The organism is Oerskovia sp. Root22 (assembly GCF_001429135.1).
In the GTDB taxonomy this organism is placed as follows: domain Bacteria; phylum Actinomycetota; class Actinomycetes; order Actinomycetales; family Cellulomonadaceae; genus Oerskovia; species Oerskovia enterophila.
In genome coordinates this window covers 240,002-257,587 of the sequence record NZ_LMIL01000010.1, presented here as the reverse complement: position 1 = coordinate 257,587, position 17,586 = coordinate 240,002, and the positions used below count along the sequence as shown (strand labels likewise).

Sequence of the window (17,586 nt, the reverse complement as noted above, 5' to 3'; positions counted from 1 at the left end):
GCGGCCCGTCCCGACTGTGGCGTGAAGCTGGGGGGCCGTGTGCGTCCCGACTGCGACTCTTCGTGCGACATCGGTGACCTCAGCCGCCGACCGACGAGGCGCCGTCGGGCAGACGGGCGAACCGGTGCGGAGCTGCGTCCAGGACGAGGGCGGTGACGACCGACATGAAGGTGATGGTGCCACTTCGAGCACCCGACGTGCCGAAGGCGAGGCCGGTGGAGCGCGAGGGGAGCAGGAAAGTCGTCACGGGAGTAGAGCCTATTGCCGTGCGTCGAGACGGCTGAGAGCGCTGGGAGCGCTTCGGGTGGAGGACTTGTGCAGATCAGGACTGCTCGGCGTCGGGGGCCTCTCGGGTGGGGGTCGAGGACTCGATCCGCGCCTCGGCGAGGCTCAGCTCGCGGGTCAGCAGAGTGATCTTCCGAGACAGCTGGTGCGCCCGGCGGTGGTTCGTGGCGATGTAGCTGACGAACGCGATGACCAGGGCGTAGAGGAGCAGGTCGGTGCCACGTCCGACCCCGATGAGGTTGGCGACGTACGAGAGTCCCTGCGGGAAGATGATCGCTGCCACGGCGGACACCACGAACGCGGCGAGGAGCAGGCGCCTGATGGCCTGGTGGCGGGCGTCTGCCGTCGACCTGGTGAGCATGACGGCGACGACCGCGATCGCGGCGAGGAGGATGGCCTGAATCAGCATGACGGTCCTTCCGGTCTACTTGAAGACCAGGTCGACGAGGATGTTGACGGAGTTCCAGAGCGACTGGCCCTTGCCCCGCGAGTAGTCGGTGTAGAGGACGTGGACCGGGTGCTCCCGCCACGGCAGGCCGGTACGACCCAGTTGGTGGACGATCTCGCTCGCGTGAGCCATGCGGTCCTGCCGGAGGTCGACCGCTCGCGCAGCGTCCACCCGCAGGACCCTCAGGCCGTTGTGCGCATCGGTGAGGCGGAGTCCGGTGCTCCTGTTGGTGAACCAGACCGCGGTACGCAGGACCACGCGCTTCAACAGACCGGGGTGGGTGCGGTCGTCCAGGAAACGGGACCCGAACACGATCGCAAGACCTTCGGTCCGCGCGAGCTCGACCATCGCGACGACGTCGTCGACCTGGTGCTGCCCGTCGGCGTCGAACGTCACGAGGTACTTCGCGCCCGGACGGGTGCGGGCGTACTCGAGCCCGGTCTGGAGCGCGGCACCTTGACCCAGGTTCACGGCGTGACGGAGCACCGTGGCTCCGGCGGCCTGGGCCTGCGCCGCCGAGTCGTCGGTGCTCCCGTCGTCGACGCAGACGATGTGCGGGAAGGTCCTGAGCGCGGTGCGCATCACGTCCCCGACGACGCGGCCCTCGTTGTAGAGGGGGACGACGAGCCAGGTGTCGTCGAACGGTGCGGAGGGGAGAGTGGCTCCGGGGGCGTCGCCGGAGGCCGAGGGCAGATCCATGTGGACATTCTTGCAGTCTGGAGGTGGGGCTCGGGGCCAGCGAACGTCGTGCGGCGCCCGGTCCGACGCGGTCAGGCTAGTCCCGTGCACCGGTCTAGAGTGTTCCCGTAACCACGGACGGCGAGGGAGACCGTAACTCATGGGTGCTCGTATTGCCCCGACTGCCGACGTCGCAGACGACGCGGTGATCGGAGACGGAAGCCAGGTCTGGCATCTCGCACAGGTGCGTGAGGGCGTGTCGCTCGGTGAGCGCTGCGTCGTGGGGCGCGGCGCCTACATCGGGACCGGCGTGCAGGTGGGGAAGAACTGCAAGATCCAGAACTACGCCCTCGTCTACGAGCCCGCGTCTCTCGGAGACGGGGTCTTCGTCGGACCGGCCGTAGTTCTCACCAACGACACCTACCCGCGCGCGGTCAACCCTGATGGCTCGCTCAAGAGCGCCGACGACTGGCACGCGCAGGGGGTGACGATCGGCGACGGAGCCTCGATCGGGGCCCGGGCCGTGTGCGTCGCCCCCGTGACGATCGGCGCGTGGTCGACCGTCGCCGCCGGTGCCGTCGTCACCAAGGACGTCCCTGCCCACGCGATCGTCGTCGGAGTTCCGGCGCGTCAGGTGGGCTGGGTCGGTCGAGCCGGTCGTCCTCTCGAGAAGGACGGGGCGCACTGGGTGTGCCCAGAGACCGGCGTGCGCTACGAGGAGCACGAGAGCTCCATCAGAGAGGTTGCCGCAGAATGAGCCAGACATTGATTCCCGCCGCCAAGCCGATCGTCGGGGACGACGAGCGCGCTGCCGTCGACCGGGTCCTCCGGAGCGGCATGATCGCCCAGGGGCCGGAGGTCGCCGCCTTCGAGACGGAGTTCGGCGAGGTCCTCGTCGGAGGGCGGTCGTGCGTCGCGGTGAACTCCGGGACCTCCGGGCTGCATCTCGGTCTGCTGGCTGCGGGCATCGGTCCGGGGGACGAGGTCATCGTGCCGTCGTTCACGTTCGCGGCCACGGCCAACTCGGTGGCGCTCACGGGGGCGACCCCGGTCTTCGCGGACATCGAGCCGGTCCACTTCTGCCTCTCGCCCGAGTCGGTCCGCGCCGCGATCACCGAGCGCACCAAGGCCATCATGCCCGTGCACCTCTATGGACACCCCGCTGACATGGGTGCACTGGCAAAGATCGCCGAGGAGCATGGTCTCCTCCTCTTCGAGGACGCCGCCCAGGCGCACGGCGCATCCCTGGACGGGCGGCCGGTCGGTTCGTTCGGCACCTTCGGGATGTTCAGCCTGTACCCCACGAAGAACATGACGTCGGGTGAAGGCGGCATGGTGTCGTGCGGCTCCGACGAGATGGTACGTAACGTCCGTCTGCTCCGGAACCAGGGGATGGAGAAGCAGTACGCGAACGAGGTCGTCGGGTTCAACGCTCGGATGACCGACGTGCACGCGGCGATCGGACGAGTGCAGCTGACCAAGGTCGGTGGCTGGACGGCCGATCGACAGCGCAACGCCGAGTACCTCTCGACCCACCTCGAGGGTGTCGTCACCCCGGTGGTCGCTGAAGGCGCGGTGCACGTGTATCACCAGTACACGATTCGTGTCGCCGAGGACCGCGACCGTGTCGTCACCGCGCTGCGGGAAGAGCACGGAGTCGGTTCCGGTGTCTACTACCCGATCCCCAACCACCGGCTTGCCAGCCTGGAGCACTTCGCCCCCGGCCTTGACCTGCCGCAGACGGAGCTCGCTGCGGCGCAGGTCATCTCCCTCCCGGTGCACCCGTCGCTCAGCGACGAGGACCTCGACCGCATCGTCACCGGCGTGAACAGTGTCGTCAAGGCAGGTGCCTGATGGCTGACCTGCGTGCCGGCCTGATCGGCCTCGGAGCGATGGGCCGCCATCACGCCAGGGTCCTCCGGGAGATCTCCGGGGTCGACCTGGTGGCCGTGGCAGACCCGGGCGGAGACCCGTTCGGTGTGGCGGGGGGCCTGCCGGTCCTGCCCGACGTCGAGGCGCTCATCGCCGCCGGGATAGACATGGCCGTCGTCGCAGTGCCGACGAAGTTCCACGAGGAGGTCGGGCTCGCTCTGGCCGCCGCCGGCGTGCACGCGATGGTCGAGAAGCCGATCGCCGAGAACTCGGAGGCAGGTCGGCGGGTCGCAGACGCGTTCAAGGTCGCGGGCCTCGTAGGGTGCGTCGGGCACATCGAGCGCTTCAACCCGGCGCTCCAGGAGATGCGGCGACGGATGGAGGCCGGGGAGCTGGGCGAGGTCTACCAGATCGCCACCCGACGGCAGGGGCCGTTCCCTGTGCGGATCGCCGACGTCGGCGTCGTCAAGGACCTCGGTACGCACGACATCGATCTCACGGCATGGGTGGCGCAGAGCGAGTACCGCACCGTCGCCGCGCAGGTGGCGCACAGGAGTGGGCGTCCGCACGAGGACATGGTCTTCGCCTCGGGTCGGCTCGCCAACGGTGTGATCGTCAACCACGTCGTGAACTGGCTCTCGCCCATGAAGGAGCGCACGACGACCGTCACCGGTGAGCGCGGTGCCTTCGTTGCCGACACCGCGAGCGCTGACCTGACGTTCTACGCGAACGGTGTGATCCCGACGGAGTGGGAGTCGATCACGGCGTTCCGTGGCGTGTCGGAGGGCGACATCGTGCGCTACGCGCTGGCCAAGCGAGAGCCGCTCCGTGTCGAGCACGAGGCGTTCCGCGACGCGGTGCTCGGCCTGAGCAACGACATCGTCACCATGGAAGAAGGGCTGCGCACCCTCCAGGTCGCGGAGGCGGTCCTGCAGTCGGCAGCGACAGGACTGACCGTCGAGCTCTGAACGGCGCTCGTTCGGGCAGGACGCGGGGCACCAGGCAGCCGCCTGGTGCCCCGCGTCGTACCCGGAGGCTCGAGGCGCTGCCCCTGCCGGTCCGGAGAGCCGGTGCAATACTGGCCGAACCGTGCCTGAACGCCCTCGACCTGACAGGTCCGGAGGCGTGGGGCCACATCGGACCGCGAGGGGTATGCCATGAAATCTGTGCGTCGCACCAGCGCTCGGCTCGCTGCAGGACTTGCCCTCCTGCTCGTGATCCCCTGGGTGCCGACGACGGCGACGGCCATGGCACCAGCCGCGGTATCCGGTCCGACCGCCTCGTCGGCGGGCGCAGCCGTCGGCTCGGTCGTCGAGCCGGTCGAGCCCGACGTGAACGAGGTCGTCCTCGGAGAGGAGGCGGCCACAGACGTGGTGGAGGACGGTCCAGCACCGTTCGCCGCCGAGCTGCAAGAGCCCCCCGACGAGCCGGGAAGCACCGCGCCCGACACCGATCCGGGTGCGCGCTCGGCCGATCCCAGTGAGCCGCCGTCCCCGGACGAGTCGTTGTTGACCGCTAGCGCGACGAGCTCCGGATTCGCTCTCCTCGGAGTGACGTGGGACGCCGGGAGCGGCGCGGCGGGGACCGAGGTGGAGGTCCGTACGCGCACGCACGACGCGTGGTCCGAGTGGCAGCAGGTCGAGGTCGAGACCGAGGAGGCCTCCGCGGGCGCGGAGGAGACGGCCGACGACGTCCGGGAGCTGCGGGACGGTACCGACCCGTGGGTGGTCGGGCGGGTCGACGAGATCCAGGTGGCGCTGCGAAGCCCTGGAGGGGCCCTGCCGACCGGCGCGAGGCTCGTCGTGATCGATCCGGGCGAGACGGTGAGCAGCCCTGCCTCTGCGGGAGCGGCCGAGGTCGCGCAGACCTCGTTCGGCGCGGGCGACGACTTCGCATCACGGTCGAGGGCTTCAGACATGGGACGAGAGACGAGCACGGCGGTCCTCTTCTCCCCCCAGGCCCAGGAGCTCTCCGCGGCGGCGTCGGGTGTGCAGCCCCAGGTGTACTCACGGGCCCAGTGGGGCGCTGACGAGTCGTTGGTGCAGAACCCGCCGGTCGTCGGGCAGGTGAAGGGGGCAGTCGTCCACCACACCGCAGGGAACAACGGGTATGCCGCTGCGGACGTCCCGGCGATCATCCGCGGGATCTACTCGTACCACGTCCTCTCGAGGGGGTGGCCGGACATCGGCTACAACTTCCTGGTCGATCGGTTCGGACGTATCTGGGAGGGGCGGGCCGGGGGGATAGACCGGGCGATCGTCGGAGCGCACGCAGCAGGTGTGAACTCGCAGACCTTCGGTGTCTCCGTGATGGGGAACTACGACGTCACCGGGGCTTCAGGCGAGTCGATGAACGCGGTGGCACAGCTCCTCGCGTGGAAGCTGGGGTTGCACGGGGTGCGCCCCAACGCCACGTTCGTCCTGAACGGAGCGGTACGCCCGACGGTTCTCGGGCACCGTGACGTCGGTCAGACGGCCTGCCCAGGACGGTACATCTATCCACGCCTCGCCGAGCTCCGGCAGTCGGCGACGGCGTGGCAGGGGCAGCTGAAGGACAGAAGTCTGTCGCGGGACCTCAACGGCGTGGCGGGCAGCGACCTGCTGCTCAGGACACCCCAGAGCGTCTCGATCGCAACTGCCGGGTCGGCAGGGTTCGGGACGAACCGGGTCGTGAGCTCGGGATGGTCGGGGGCACGGACGATCGCTCCCGGGGACTGGAACGGTGACGCCATCCCCGACCTCATGGTCAAGGACACCGCCGGGATCCTCTGGTTGAGAGCGGGCACGTCGGCCGGCGGGTTCGGCGCGGCGACGCGGATCGGGAACGGGTGGAACGGGTTCGACCTCCTGGTGGGTGGCGGGCACGACTGGAACGGCGACGGCCGGCCGGACCTCCTGGCTCGGAGTTCCGCCGACGGATCCCTCTGGCTCTATCCGTCGAACGGATCGGGAGGATTCGGCGCGGCGCGGCGGATCGGGAACGGCTGGTCGTCGTTCGGGCTGCTCACCATGATCGGCAACCTCAAGGACGGGCGGCCTGCCCTGGTGGCGAGGGGCCCGAACGGTGTCCTGTACGCCTACGTCGGCGACGGGCGCGGGGGATTCTCCGACTCTCGCGTCACGATGGGGGCAGGGTGGGGCACGATGACTGCCCTCGTCGGGACCGGTGACATCACCGGGGACGGGGCCGGGGACCTCGTCGCACGGGACTCGTCGGGCCGGCTCTGGAGGTATCCGGGTACCGGGGCCGGTGGTGTCGCCGACGGAACCCAGATCGGGAACGGGTGGTCGGGGTTCACCGCGATCCTCTCGGCCGGAAAGAAGTCAGGAGGACAAGACCTCCTGGCATTCACGACCGACGGGAAGCTGATGGTCTATCCGTATGCGGCGCCGAGCGCGTTCGGGAGTGTCGTCGCCACGGGGGTGCCGGCCACCGCCAGCACGGTCGAGGCCATAGCTGCCGGTGACTGGAACGGCGACGGCCAGGCCGACATCATCCTGCGCCAGTCGAACGGCGACCTCGTCCTGCACCCTGGGCAGGGTGGGGGGCGGTACGCCTCGTCGGGCACCCGGATCGGCAACGGTTGGGCAGGCATGACCCAGGTGATCGGCGCGGGGGACTGGTTGGGCACGGGAAAGCCCGGCCTGATCGCGCTGCACCGGTCGAGCGGTCGTATCTGGCTCTACCCGGGCGACGGCAGAGGTGGTTTCGGTACTCCATTGCTCCTTGCAGAGAACGTCGGCGCGACCGACCGGATCGTCAATGCCGGTCGGTGGTCCGGCGGCGCCGTTCCCGACCTCCTCACGCGCAACGCAGCGAACGGCGAGCTGCTCCTGCGACGGGGTAACGGTGGGGGCACCCTCGACTTCCCCGCGCGGATCGGTCTCGGTTGGTCGTCGCTCTCGTCGGTCGTCGGGGCAGGCGACCTGGACGGCGACGGTGCCCCCGACCTGGTGGCCACGGCGTCCGACGGGACGATCATCCTGTACCCGGGGAACGGGCAGGGCGGGTTCCGCGTGTCGAAGGTACTGGGGACGGTGCAGACAGGAGCCGCAGTCTCCTGAAGCCCCTGGGGCGCCGGTGGCCTGTGCTGGCCACCGGCGCCCCAGGACGGGCGGGCGCGGCACGCGAGGCCGCGAGAGACCAGGTGACTGAGCCGAGCCGATGGGTGGGCCACGGTCGGTGAGTCCCCAGTCAGAGGATCCGGCTGATCCCGCCCCAGCCAGAACCGATCGTCACGGGCGTCCCGAAGTTCGGTCCTGTCCAGGGGTAGCGGATCAACGCACCGGAGGGAGCCACGGCGAGGACGTCGGGGCGGCCGTCCTGGACCCAGTCGCCGACGATCGACAGCAGCCTCATGGACCCCCACCCGTTGCCGATCTGCGTCGAGGTGAAGCCTCCGCTCCCGTTGCCCCGGTAGATGAGAAGACGGCCTCCGGCGTCCCGGGCTACCAGGTCGGCCCTGCCGTCGTCGTCCCAGTCGCCGGCACCGAGGACGGCGGTCATCGTCGCCCAGCCCGTGCCGACCGACCGTCCGTCGCTGATCGTGCCGTCGCCGTTGCCGGGGTAGAACCACATGCGACCCGTGCTGTCCACCGCGAGGAGGTCGGCGTTGCCGTCACCGTTCAGGTCGCCCGGCGCCACGAGCGACATGATCGAGTACCAGTTGCTGCCGACCCTGGTGCGTTCGCCGAAGCCACCTCCGCCCACGCCCGGGTACCGCCAGAGGACGCCGTTGCCGTCGACCGCGAGAAGGTCCGGCTTGCCGTCACCGTTCAGGTCGTTGGCCCTGATCGCCAGGCGCATGGCCGACCACCCGTTGCCGACCTGCCGCGCAGCACCGAACCCGCCCGTCCCGTTCGCCTCGTACGCGATCAGCGCGCCGGACGTCGTCACGGCGAGGATATCGGCGCGCCCGTTCGTCGTGAAGTCCGAGTCGAGCCGTGTCGAGGCAGTGACCGTCCACCAGTCGCTCCGGAGTCCGAAGGCACTGCGGAATCCGGCGCCCGTGAGTGTGACCGCGCCCCCGCTCCCGGTGATCGTGACCGACACGACCCTCCCTCCCCACTCCCCGTTCCCGGACCTGGTGCGGACCTCGATGGTCCGGGGTGTTCCGACCTGCCCGTAGGCATTGGCGATGGACTGCACCGTGAGCCGGACTGACCAGAGGTGGACCGGGTTGCCGGTCGCGTCCCAAGGGTCGGGCTGTGCCACCAGGTAGGGGGCGGACCCGGCTGAGGTCCATCCCCCGCTCGACGAGCTGAACTGCGTGAATGCGAGCGCACCGGCGAAGTGACGGACCTGGTTTGCGGTGCCGGCGACCGCGGTATCGGTGCTCGCGGCCTCGTGGGTCGTCGTGAGGGCGCCTCCGGCCGAGTAGGTCCGGTATCCCGGGTAGACCTGGCAGGCCGTGGTGTCGCAGGTCTGCCAGGCCCCGCCGGGGTTGCCGGCGCGTTGCTGGGAAGCGTAGGTCCGTGCGGCGACTGCTTGAGCGCGGAGGGCGTCGGCGGGCCAGCTCGACGGTGACTCTGCCGGCACGACGGCACGCAGATAGTCCTCCATGGGCACAACGTTGACGGTGCGCAGCCGCGGGACTGCCCCGTCAGCGACGGCGCGGATCGCGCCGCGGTACTCCTTCTGGGTGCCGTTGGGCAGGATGAGTCGTGCGGTGCCCGACGGCGAGGCGAGGCTCAGGAACGAGACCGACGGGACCGTGGTCAACCTCTTCCAGGTGCCGGCGACGAGGCCGTCGAGAGAGAGACCGGCCGCTTCCCTGACGATGCGCCACTGTGTGACCGTCAGCCCGGGGAAACCGATGGGGCGCGTGCCGTTGACGCTGTCCGTCACGGTCATGCCGGGGGAGGCGAGGACTCGCACGTCGTTGTCGGAGTCGGCCGAGACCAGGACCGCGATGTTCTGGTTGGTCTGCGTGACCGAAGTCGTGCCCGGGTAGTAGAAGTCGAGGATCCGCTGGTACCCGACGCCCTGTGCGGCAGCGCTCCGGGCGCCCCACTGGGACATCCCGTGACCGTGCCCGAACCCGTGCCCCGCGATCGTGACGGTCCCTCCGGGCGGCAGCACGACCCGCTCGTACGTCGTCAACGATGCCGTGGCAGGTGCTGCTCCTGCGAACAGCACAGCCACAGCGACCGCACCTGCGGTCAGGACGTCCCGGATCGTCCTCGTCAACATCCCGACTCCCTCCGGTTCGCCCCTGAACTGTCAGGCTACGTCGAGTCGCGCTCCCGGGCGCGACGGTCCCCGGAGCCGCGAGCGACGTCGGTGACGACGCGGGCCACGCGGGCCCCGACGGTGTCCAGCGACGCGTGTTCGCGCACCCAGCGTGCCCGACGCGGCCGTGCGTCGTCGGGCGCCTCGAGGACCGAGAGCATCGCCCGGGCGACGTCCTCGGCTTCCCACCGCACGGTCTCCCCGAGCCCACCGTCACGGAGCAGGTCGGCCGTCGTGCCCTCGCCAGCGAAGATGACCGGGGTCCCTGTCGCTGCCGCGGCGACGGCCTTGGTCGCCAGGGCGAACTCGTACCCGCTCCCGGGACGGATCGAGGCAAGACCGGCGCGTGCCCCACGGAGCAGGGCTGCGGCCTCGCCACCCGAGACGCTGTCCATCAGCACGAACGAGCCGGGCGGGAGGGACCGTCCGCGTTCGCGGATCCCCTCGACCTCCTCACCTCGGCCCACCATCACCAGGACCGTGTCGGGACGCACGGCGACGACACGTTCGAAGGCTTCGACGAAGATCCCGGCACCGTGCAGGGTGTTCATGCTCCCCGCGTAGACGAAGCAGGAAGTGGAGGCGGCGACACCGGGTGGTCGCGTGACCGGCCCCTCGAGCCGGAACACGTCGGTGTCGACACCGTTGCCGACGACGTGCACGCGGTGCGCCGGGACGCCAAACCGTTCGACGTCGCGCGCGACCTCGTCGTTGACCGTCACGACCCGGGCCGCACCGCGAAGCGCGAAGCGTTCGAGCCGACGAGCGATGCCGACGAGGAGAGGAGAGTGCCCACCGGACTCCGCGGCTCGCGAGACCAGGTCCGCTGCGTAGTAGACGTAGGGGACCCGCCGCAGTGCGAGGGCGAGGCGTGCTGCCGATCCCGTGGTCGGTGGGGGCTCGACCAGGACGACGTCCGGTCGGGGGGCGAACAGGAGACGGAGGAACAGCGGCACGTCGAACGAGGCGTAGGGCACGACGCCCCGGACCGCCCCGTCACGGTCGCGCAGCACGGGCCAGGGGTGCACGTCGAGCCCCGGCGGGGGAGGGCCGCCACCGGCAGGGCGAGAGGTCAGGACCGTGACCCGACGGCCGGTCCCGGCCAGTGCGTTCGCAGCGGCCAGCAGCCGGAAGGAGGCCGCCGCGGGCTCGGGAGCGAAGAGCCGAGAGGCGATGACGGTCCGGGAGGTCTGCCGCGACCCCCGTAGTCCTGTGGTCACGACGGGTAGAGCTCCTCAGGGATCGACGGTCGGACGCCGGGACAGGCGCGAACGCGTACCTGCGGTTTGTCGGTCCGGAGTCAGGTCGTCATCATAGTCAGGCTGTGCGCCGCGCCGGCATCACGTTCGGTGCCCACCTGGGCGCTCCCTCGAGAGGAAGTCCATGCGTCGACTCCTGGCGACCGTCTCGGCCGCACGCCGCCGCCTGCCCGGTCCGGTGAACGCCGTGCTGACGTGGTTGCAGCTCCGGCTGCCCCTCCGGATCGGCGAACGTCTCGACGAGAACTACTTCGGGTACACGGCCGCCGACCGGCCTGCTCCGGTCGCGGCGCCCGTGACGTCGACCCGGCTGTTCATCGGGCCGGCGAACTATGCCGGTCAAGGGCGGCAGTGGGCGCGTGCGGTGGAGGGAAGGCTGCCGGACGTCGGCGCGGTGAGCATGGCCTCGGTCGAGCCGGGGGGCTTCTCGTTCCCGGTCGACGTGCCGGTGAAGAGCATCGTCTACACGGCTTCACGTACCTGGCAGCGCAGCCTGCGCCGGTCGCTCGACGGCTTCACCCACGTGATCCTCGAGGCTGAGCGCCCCCTGGCCCCGCGGCTGTCGAAGGGTTCGGTGCTCGACGAGGCCCGGCTCCTGCGTGCTCGCGGACTCCAGGTCGCCATGCTCTGCCACGGCAGCGACATCCGCAGCCCGAGCAGGCACGCGGAGAGCGAGCCCTGGTCGCCGTTCCGGGACCAGGGCTGGGCGGACGTCCCCGTCCTGGAGAAGATGACTCGGGCGAACAAGGAGGTGCTCGACGCTCTCGGCCTGCCGGTCTTCGTCTCGACGCCCGACCTGCTCCTCGACGTCCCCGGTGCGACCTGGTGCCCCGTCGTCGTCGACCCTGGTGCGTGGCGGTCGATGGACGAACCCTTGCACCGCGCGCGGCCCCTGGTCGTCCACGCGCCGAGTCGGGCCGTGATCAAGGGCACGGCGCTGATCGAGCCCGTGCTGCAGTCGCTGCACGAGGAGGGGGTGATCGAGTACCAGGTGGTCGAGGGCGTGCCGGCGACCGAGATGCCCGACCTCTATCGCGGCGCCGACGTCGTGCTCGACCAGTTCCGGATCGGGACCTACGGAGTGGCCGCCTGCGAGGCCATGGCGGCCGGACGTCTCGTGGTCTCCCACGTCGACGACCAGGTCCGGGCGCGAGCGAGCGAGGCCCGGGGCATGGCTCTGCCCATCATTCAGGCGACGCCGGACTCCCTTCGGGACGTCCTGACGGACGTGGTCGCACGCAGGGAGCACTTCCGCTCGATCGCGGCGCTCGGCCCGACGTTCGTGGAGGACCTGCACGACGGCGCAGCGTCGGCTCGAGCCCTGGCAGGCTTTCTCGGGCGTGCCTGAGGAGCGGCCGATATATGGAGATCAGGTGGCGATCGGCCGTCCGACCTGGGCGGACGCCGGTCGGGCGCCGCGAGGATGGCAAGATGATCGCCATGAGTCCCCTGTCTGCGGCCGGCCCGAGGCCACGGCTCCTCATCCTCTCCTTCTCCCCGATCGTCAACGACGCTCGTGTCCTCAAGCAGGTGGAGGAGTTCCGGGAGGACTACGAGGTGACCACGTGCGGCTATGGCGAGGCCCCTGCCGGTGTCTCGCGCCACGTCCGGATCCCCGACGACGTCGCGCACAACGTTCTCCACGACCGACTCATCCGCGCCAAGCTCTACCGTGCGCAGTACTGGGCGCTGTGGTCCGTCAAGTGGGTCAGGAAGAACCTCCGTCGTGGCGACTTCGACGTGGTCCTGGCGAACGACATCGAGGCGGTGCCGCTCGCGCTCCACCTGCGTCCCCGGTTCGGCGTGCACGCGGACCTGCACGAGTACTCGCCCCTCCTGCACGAGGACTGGCAGGGCTGGCGCGAGAAGATCACGCCCTATCACGAGTACGTCTGTCGCAAGTACGTCGCGCGCGCCACGTCGTGGTCGACCGTGAGCAACGGTCTCGCGGCGGAGTACGAGAGCAACTTCGGGTTCCGACCAGAGATCGTGACCAACGCTGCCCCCTACGTCGAGGCCGAGCCGACCCCGGTGAGCCGCCCGATCCGCCTCGTCCACTCCGGGGCGGCGCTGCAGGACCGGAACCTGGACGTGCTCGTCGAGGGGGTGGCCTCTTCGACGGCGAACGTGACCCTGGACCTGTACCTGACTGCCAACCAGCCGGCCTACGTCGAGCACCTGCGTGCCGTCGCCGCTGCGACCGACGGACGTGTCCGGGTCCTCGACCCAGTGCCCTACGCGCGTCTTGCCGAGACGCTCCGTGCGTACGACGTGGGCGTCCACCTCCTGGCTCCGACCAACTTCAACAACCGATGGGCGCTCCCGAACAAGGTCTTCGACTACGTCCAGGCCCGGTTGGGCCTGATCGTCGGCCCGACCCCCGAGATCGCGGACATGGTCGTCGCACACGACCTGGGAGCGGTCTGCGACGGGTTCACCGCGGACGACCTCGCGAGAGTCCTCGACCGCGTCACCGAGGACGAGGTGGCCGCGTGGAAGAAGTCCTCGAACGCCGGTGCCCACACGCTGTCCGCCTCACCGCAGATCGCCGTCTGGCGCCGCGCCGTCGACGCGCTCGCGGTCAGGTGAGTCACCTGCTCCTGCCCGATCCTCCTCCTCACTCTCCCGAAAGCGATGGCGTCCCCTCCCGATGAATCTTCTCTGGAACACCCTTCGTGAGCTGATGCCATTGCTTCCGCGCGGTGCGCGGAGGTTCTTCGGCTACTACATCGTCGTCACGAGCGTCCTGGCCGTGTTCGACGTGGCGGCCATGTCGCTGCTCGCCCTCGTCATCTCGCCCATCGTCACGGGGTCGGACATCACGCTCCCGGTCGTCGGTACTCTCTCGGCGTCGTCGGCGCCGTGGCTGATCCTCGTCGCCTGCGGACTGATCATCCTCAAGAGTGCGCTGACCGTGCTCCTGCACTGGGTCGCGACCAGGCGGTTCGCACGGTACGAGCTCGAGATCGGCCAACGGCTCTTCGGCGCGTACATCCGCTCGACCTGGGAGGAGCGGTCCAAGCGCAGCGTCGCGGAGATCACCCGTATCGCGGACGGCGGCATCGCCAACACGATCATGGGGTTCATCCTCCCCCTCGCGCTCATTCCGAGCAGCCTGGCCACCTTCGTGCTCATCCTTGCCGTCCTGGTGGTGGCGCAGCCCCTGACGGCGTTCATCGCCTTCACCTACCTGGGGCTCGTGGCCCTCCTGGTCAACGTCCTGGTGACGCGCCGTGCTCTCGAGGCAGGACGCGTCAATCGCAACTCGAGCTACCGCGTCGCGATCTTCATGACCGAGATGGTCGAGGCGCTCAAGGAGCTGACGCTGCGCAACAGCCTCGAGCAGGTTCTCGGCGTCGTGACGACCGAGCGCCACCGCGCCGTGCGAGCCCGGGCGAACGCGTCGTTCCTCGGGATCATCCCCAAGTTCGCCTTCGAGGCGGCTCTGGTGGGTGGCTTCCTGCTCATCGGTGGGGCGTCGTACCTCATCTCGGGGCCCGAGGAAGCCATCGTCGCGGTGGCTCTCTTCGCAGTGACCGGGTTCCGTCTGATCCCGGCGATCAACGGGGTGCAGAGCGGCCTGATCCAGGCGACTGCCAGCATCCCGTCGGCCCAGGACGTGATCGGGGACATCAAGGCCGCGGAGAAGAATGTGGCGGTCGAGGTAGGAAAGGACCAGAGCGAGCTCCCGTCCGACCCTGCGAGGCTCATGCTTCACGACGTGCGATTCCGCTACCCCAAGTCGTCCGAGGACGTGCTCAAGGGCGTCGAGCTGGACATCCCCTTCGGAAGCTCGCTGGGGATCGTCGGCCCGTCCGGTGCGGGGAAGTCGACGCTCATCGACATCCTCCTCGGCCTGAGCACTCCCACCTCCGGTCGGGTGAGCATCGACGGCACCTCGATCACGGAGGTGCTGAGCCAATGGCGGGGTCGGGTCGGCTACGTTCCTCAGAGAGTCGCTCTCTTCGACGGGACGATCGCTCAGAACGTGGCCCTGACGTGGGACTCGAACTACGACCGCGAACGGGTCAGTCGTTCCCTGGAGATGGCGCAGCTGTCAGCACTCGTCGCCGAGCGCGCCGACGGGATCGACACCCGGATCGGTGAACGCGGTGTCGCGCTCTCCGGCGGTCAGCAGCAACGACTGGGCATCGCTCGCGCGCTCTACGCGGACCCGCTCGTCCTCGTGCTCGACGAGGCGACGAGCTCGCTGGACACCAAGACCGAGGACGACGTCACCAAGGCGATCCGCGGCCTGCAGGGCGAGCTGACGATCATCTCGGTGGCTCACCGTCTGTCGACCATCAAGGACTACGACCGGGTCTGCTACATGGAGGACGGTCGCATCCTGGGCCTCGATACGTTCTACGGGCTCGCCGAGGCACTCCCGGCGTTCGGCGAGCAGGTCGGCCTCGCCGGCCTGGGGCGTCGCGCAGGGTTCGTGCGGTGAGCTCACCCGTCCCGCTCGTCGATCTCGTCGTCGCGGTCCACGACCCACGCCGGAGGGTGGACCGGGCGGTGTCCTCGGCGCTCGACGGTACGACCACGCCGGTGCGTGTCACGGTCGTGGCGCACGGGATTCGCGCCGAGACGCTCGACGGACCGCTCGGCCGGGTGCGGCTCGACCATCGAGTCCGTGTCATCGAGCTGGACGACGGGATCCGGTCTCCCGCCGGGCCGTTCAACTGTGGGTTGGCGCAGGCCGAGGCCGACTTCGTCGCCATCATGGGTTCTGACGACTACCTCGCGCCGGGGGCGCTCGACGCCTGGGTCTCGCACGCGACGACCCACAGCACCGACTACCTCATCGCCCCGCTCGAGGACCAGTCAGGCGCGGTGTGGCGTGACCCGTTGACCCGCCCGGGCCGTACAGGACAGCTCGATCCGGCCAAGGACCGTCTGGACTACCGGGCAGCTCCGCTCGGTCTGGTTCGCCGCTCCTACCTCGACGAGGTCGGGATCTGGCTGACCGAAGGGCTGGCGACCGGGGAGGACATCGAGCTCGGGCTCGCGCTCCTCCACCACGGGGGGCGCGTCGATCATGCTCCGTCGCTTCCCTCCTACGTGATCGGCCAGGACGCCGAGGCGCGGATCACCTTCGCGACGCGGACGTTCACCGAGGAGATGCAGGCGCTCGACCACCTGGGCTCCACGGGATGGCCTCTGGAGCTGCCGTCCGCGCACCGGCGAGCCATGGCGATCAAGCTGTGGCGCCTGAACGTCCTGCCGGCGGTGCTGCTGCGGCCGGACGGCGACGACTGGTCCGAGGAGGATCTCGCCTCGCTGGCTCGTGTCGCATGGTGGTTGCGCAGGCTGTCCGCGAGCGCGGAGCGGTCGCTCTCTCGCGCCGAGCACAAGATCGTCGCGGTCGCAGGATCGGCGGACCGTGACGCACTCGTCGGCGCGATGACGGCAGTGCGCGCGGCGACACCTGTCGATCGCGCGCTCGCGGCTGACCTGCGGTACACGTTTGCCCGTGATGCTCTGCTTCGACGCGCGCTTCGACTGAGAGGGCCACGGTGACGCGATCTCCACGAGACGGCCTGAGAGGACGGATGGACCGGTGACACTGATCAGGCGACTCTCGACCGCGCCGCGGAACCTTGCCGAGCAGGTGATCCGCTCGCGGACGTCCCTGCCTCGCTGGGCCAACCGAGCGATCGATCATGTGGCGGACAACCCGGACGGCCTGTTCGGCCGTCTGGCGGCCAGGTCCCTCGGGAGCTACGGACCGGACGACCTTCCTCCACCGACCGCGGCACCGGACACGGACGTGAGGGTCTACGTCGGACCGACGAACTACGCGGCGCAGGGGTGGTCGTGGTCCCGTGCTCTCGACGGTGCCGGCGGAAGCGTCGGCGCACGGAACATGGCTGTGGCGGTGCCCGGTGGATTCAGCTTCACCGCCGACACCGAGGTGCCCGTGGCCGTCTACCACCGCTCCCGAGAATGGCAGGAACGCGAGCTCGAGGCAGTTCTTCGCTTCACGCACGTCCTGTTCGAGGCCGAACGGCCGCTGTTCGGTCGGCTCTTCTCCCGGGACGTCGCCCAGGAGGCACGTGAGCTCGCCGCCCGGGGGGTCTCCACAGCGTTCATGTGCCACGGCACGGACATCCGTCTTCCGAGCTCGCACGTGAGCCAGACGCCATGGTCGCCCTACCTCGAGCCGGGCCTCTATCTCGACCGGTACGAGGCGGAGGCACGTCGGAACCGTGCACTGCTCGACTCCCTGGGACGCCCGACCTTCGTGTCGACGCCCGACCTCCTGATCGACGTGCCGTACGCGACCTGGTGCCCGGTGGTCGTCGACCCGGTCCGGTGGGCCCGTCCCGCACCTGAGGACCGCGAGCGTCCTGTCGTGGTGCACGTCCCGTCGCACACCACGATCAAGGGCACCCAGCTGATCCGGCCGGTGCTCGAGCGGCTGGACGCCGAGGGCGTCGTCGAGTACCGCGAGATCACCGGGGTCCCGTCGGCCGACATGCCCGAGATCTTCGCGGGAGCGGACGTGGTGCTCGACCAGTTCCGCCTCGGCTCGTTCGGTGTCGCGGCATGCGAGGCCATGGCCTCGGGCCGGGTCGTCGTGGGACACGTGCTGCCCCAGGTGAGGGACGCGGTCCGCGCGACGACAGGCCAGGACCTGCCGGTGGTGGAAGCGACGCCCGACACGGTCGAGGAGGTTCTGCGGGGCCTGGCCGCAGATCCGGATCTCCGCCGGCGGATCTGCACGCAGGGCGTCGAGTACGTGCGGGAGGTCCATGACGGGCGGCTGAGCGCCACGGTCCTTCTCGACAAGTGGGTGAACGCCTGATG

General features: G+C 69.7%; 14 protein-coding genes. 9 read left to right on the top strand and 5 right to left on the bottom strand.

Annotation, left to right across the window (positions count from 1 at the left end; genetic code table 11):
* Positions 1-79 precede the first annotated feature (79 nt).
* The 3 genes from ASE15_RS20920 to ASE15_RS14830 all read right to left on the bottom strand — a co-directional run bounded on the left by ASE15_RS20920 (position 80) and on the right by ASE15_RS14830 (position 1,432).
* Positions 80-247 carry a hypothetical protein gene (locus tag ASE15_RS20920; RefSeq protein WP_157277238.1) on the bottom strand — a complete coding sequence of 56 codons (168 nt, stop codon included), beginning with the start codon at positions 245-247 and terminating at the stop codon, positions 80-82.
* Between the two features lie 75 nt (positions 248-322).
* Positions 323-694 carry a DUF2304 domain-containing protein gene (locus ASE15_RS14835; protein ID WP_056764098.1) on the bottom strand — a complete coding sequence of 124 codons (372 nt, stop codon included), beginning with the start codon at positions 692-694 and terminating at the stop codon, positions 323-325.
* A gap of 15 nt (positions 695-709) precedes the next feature.
* On the bottom strand, positions 710-1,432 hold the full coding sequence (locus ASE15_RS14830) for a glycosyltransferase family 2 protein (RefSeq protein ID WP_056764095.1): 723 nt from the start codon (positions 1,430-1,432) through the stop codon (positions 710-712).
* Between the two features lie 139 nt (positions 1,433-1,571).
* On the opposite strand from ASE15_RS14830, the gene ASE15_RS14825 reads away from it, so the two are divergent.
* The 4 genes from ASE15_RS14825 (at position 1,572) to ASE15_RS14810 (ending at position 7,347) form a co-directional block, all read left to right on the top strand.
* On the top strand, positions 1,572-2,168 hold the full coding sequence (locus ASE15_RS14825) for an acyltransferase (RefSeq protein WP_056764092.1): 597 nt from the start codon (positions 1,572-1,574) through the stop codon (positions 2,166-2,168).
* Positions 2,165-3,265, top strand: coding sequence for a DegT/DnrJ/EryC1/StrS aminotransferase family protein (locus ASE15_RS14820; RefSeq protein WP_056764090.1), 1,101 nt, complete (start codon positions 2,165-2,167; stop codon positions 3,263-3,265). Before ASE15_RS14825 ends, ASE15_RS14820 begins: the two co-directional genes overlap by 4 nt.
* Positions 3,265-4,251 carry a Gfo/Idh/MocA family protein gene (locus ASE15_RS14815; RefSeq protein ID WP_056764088.1) on the top strand — a complete coding sequence of 329 codons (987 nt, stop codon included), beginning with the start codon at positions 3,265-3,267 and terminating at the stop codon, positions 4,249-4,251. The genes ASE15_RS14820 and ASE15_RS14815 overlap by 1 nt, the downstream gene beginning before the upstream one ends.
* A 189-nt stretch (positions 4,252-4,440) precedes the next feature.
* Complete coding sequence (locus ASE15_RS14810) at positions 4,441-7,347, top strand: FG-GAP-like repeat-containing protein (protein ID WP_082618481.1); 2,907 nt, start codon at positions 4,441-4,443, stop codon at positions 7,345-7,347.
* A 130-nt stretch (positions 7,348-7,477) separates the two neighbouring features.
* Here ASE15_RS14810 and ASE15_RS14805 read toward each other — a convergent pair whose 3' ends face one another.
* Both ASE15_RS14805 and ASE15_RS14800 read right to left on the bottom strand, forming a co-directional pair.
* Positions 7,478-9,475, bottom strand: a complete 1,998-nt coding sequence (locus ASE15_RS14805) for a SpoIID/LytB domain-containing protein (RefSeq protein ID WP_056764084.1) — start codon at positions 9,473-9,475, stop codon at positions 7,478-7,480.
* Between the two features lie 35 nt (positions 9,476-9,510).
* Positions 9,511-10,734, bottom strand: a complete 1,224-nt coding sequence (locus tag ASE15_RS14800; protein WP_056764082.1) for a glycosyltransferase — start codon at positions 10,732-10,734, stop codon at positions 9,511-9,513.
* 163 nt (positions 10,735-10,897) lie between these two features.
* Here ASE15_RS14800 and ASE15_RS20915 point away from each other — a divergent pair, with 163 nt between their 5' ends.
* From ASE15_RS20915 to ASE15_RS14775, 5 genes are all read left to right on the top strand, one after another.
* Positions 10,898-12,121 (top strand): hypothetical protein, encoded by a 1,224-nt coding sequence (locus tag ASE15_RS20915; RefSeq protein ID WP_056764080.1) that lies wholly within the window; start codon positions 10,898-10,900, stop codon positions 12,119-12,121.
* A gap of 92 nt (positions 12,122-12,213) precedes the next feature.
* Positions 12,214-13,362 (top strand): glycosyltransferase family 1 protein, encoded by a 1,149-nt coding sequence (locus ASE15_RS14790; protein ID WP_157277237.1) that lies wholly within the window; start codon positions 12,214-12,216, stop codon positions 13,360-13,362.
* A gap of 94 nt (positions 13,363-13,456) precedes the next feature.
* On the top strand, positions 13,457-15,223 hold the full coding sequence (locus ASE15_RS14785) for an ABC transporter ATP-binding protein (RefSeq protein ID WP_235534452.1): 1,767 nt from the start codon (positions 13,457-13,459) through the stop codon (positions 15,221-15,223).
* The gene (locus ASE15_RS14780; protein ID WP_056764074.1) at positions 15,220-16,296 is read left to right on the top strand and encodes a glycosyltransferase; all 1,077 of its coding nucleotides are present in this window, start codon (positions 15,220-15,222) and stop codon (positions 16,294-16,296) included. The genes ASE15_RS14785 and ASE15_RS14780 overlap by 4 nt, the downstream gene beginning before the upstream one ends.
* A 40-nt stretch (positions 16,297-16,336) precedes the next feature.
* Positions 16,337-17,584: a glycosyltransferase gene (locus ASE15_RS14775; RefSeq protein ID WP_157277236.1), complete on the top strand. Its 1,248-nt coding sequence runs from the start codon at positions 16,337-16,339 to the stop codon at positions 17,582-17,584.
* Positions 17,585-17,586 lie beyond the last annotated feature (2 nt).

Excerpts from the sequence above, each read along its gene's own strand:
- ASE15_RS14835 (WP_056764098.1), bottom strand. The coding sequence starts at position 694 with ATGCTGATTCAGGCCATCCTCCTCGCCGCGATCGCGGTCGTCGCCGTC.
- ASE15_RS20915 (WP_056764080.1), top strand. The coding sequence starts at position 10,898 with ATGCGTCGACTCCTGGCGACCGTCTCGGCCGCACGCCGCCGCCTGCCC.
- ASE15_RS14790 (WP_157277237.1), top strand. The coding sequence starts at position 12,214 with ATGAGTCCCCTGTCTGCGGCCGGCCCGAGGCCACGGCTCCTCATCCTC.
- ASE15_RS14825 (WP_056764092.1), top strand. The coding sequence starts at position 1,572 with ATGGGTGCTCGTATTGCCCCGACTGCCGACGTCGCAGACGACGCGGTG.
- ASE15_RS14785 (WP_235534452.1), top strand. The coding sequence starts at position 13,457 with ATGCCATTGCTTCCGCGCGGTGCGCGGAGGTTCTTCGGCTACTACATC.
- ASE15_RS14805 (WP_056764084.1), bottom strand. The coding sequence starts at position 9,475 with ATGTTGACGAGGACGATCCGGGACGTCCTGACCGCAGGTGCGGTCGCT.
- ASE15_RS14810 (WP_082618481.1), top strand. The coding sequence starts at position 4,441 with ATGAAATCTGTGCGTCGCACCAGCGCTCGGCTCGCTGCAGGACTTGCC.
- ASE15_RS14820 (WP_056764090.1), top strand. The coding sequence starts at position 2,165 with ATGAGCCAGACATTGATTCCCGCCGCCAAGCCGATCGTCGGGGACGAC.
- ASE15_RS14830 (WP_056764095.1), bottom strand. The coding sequence starts at position 1,432 with ATGGATCTGCCCTCGGCCTCCGGCGACGCCCCCGGAGCCACTCTCCCC.
- ASE15_RS14815 (WP_056764088.1), top strand. The coding sequence starts at position 3,265 with ATGGCTGACCTGCGTGCCGGCCTGATCGGCCTCGGAGCGATGGGCCGC.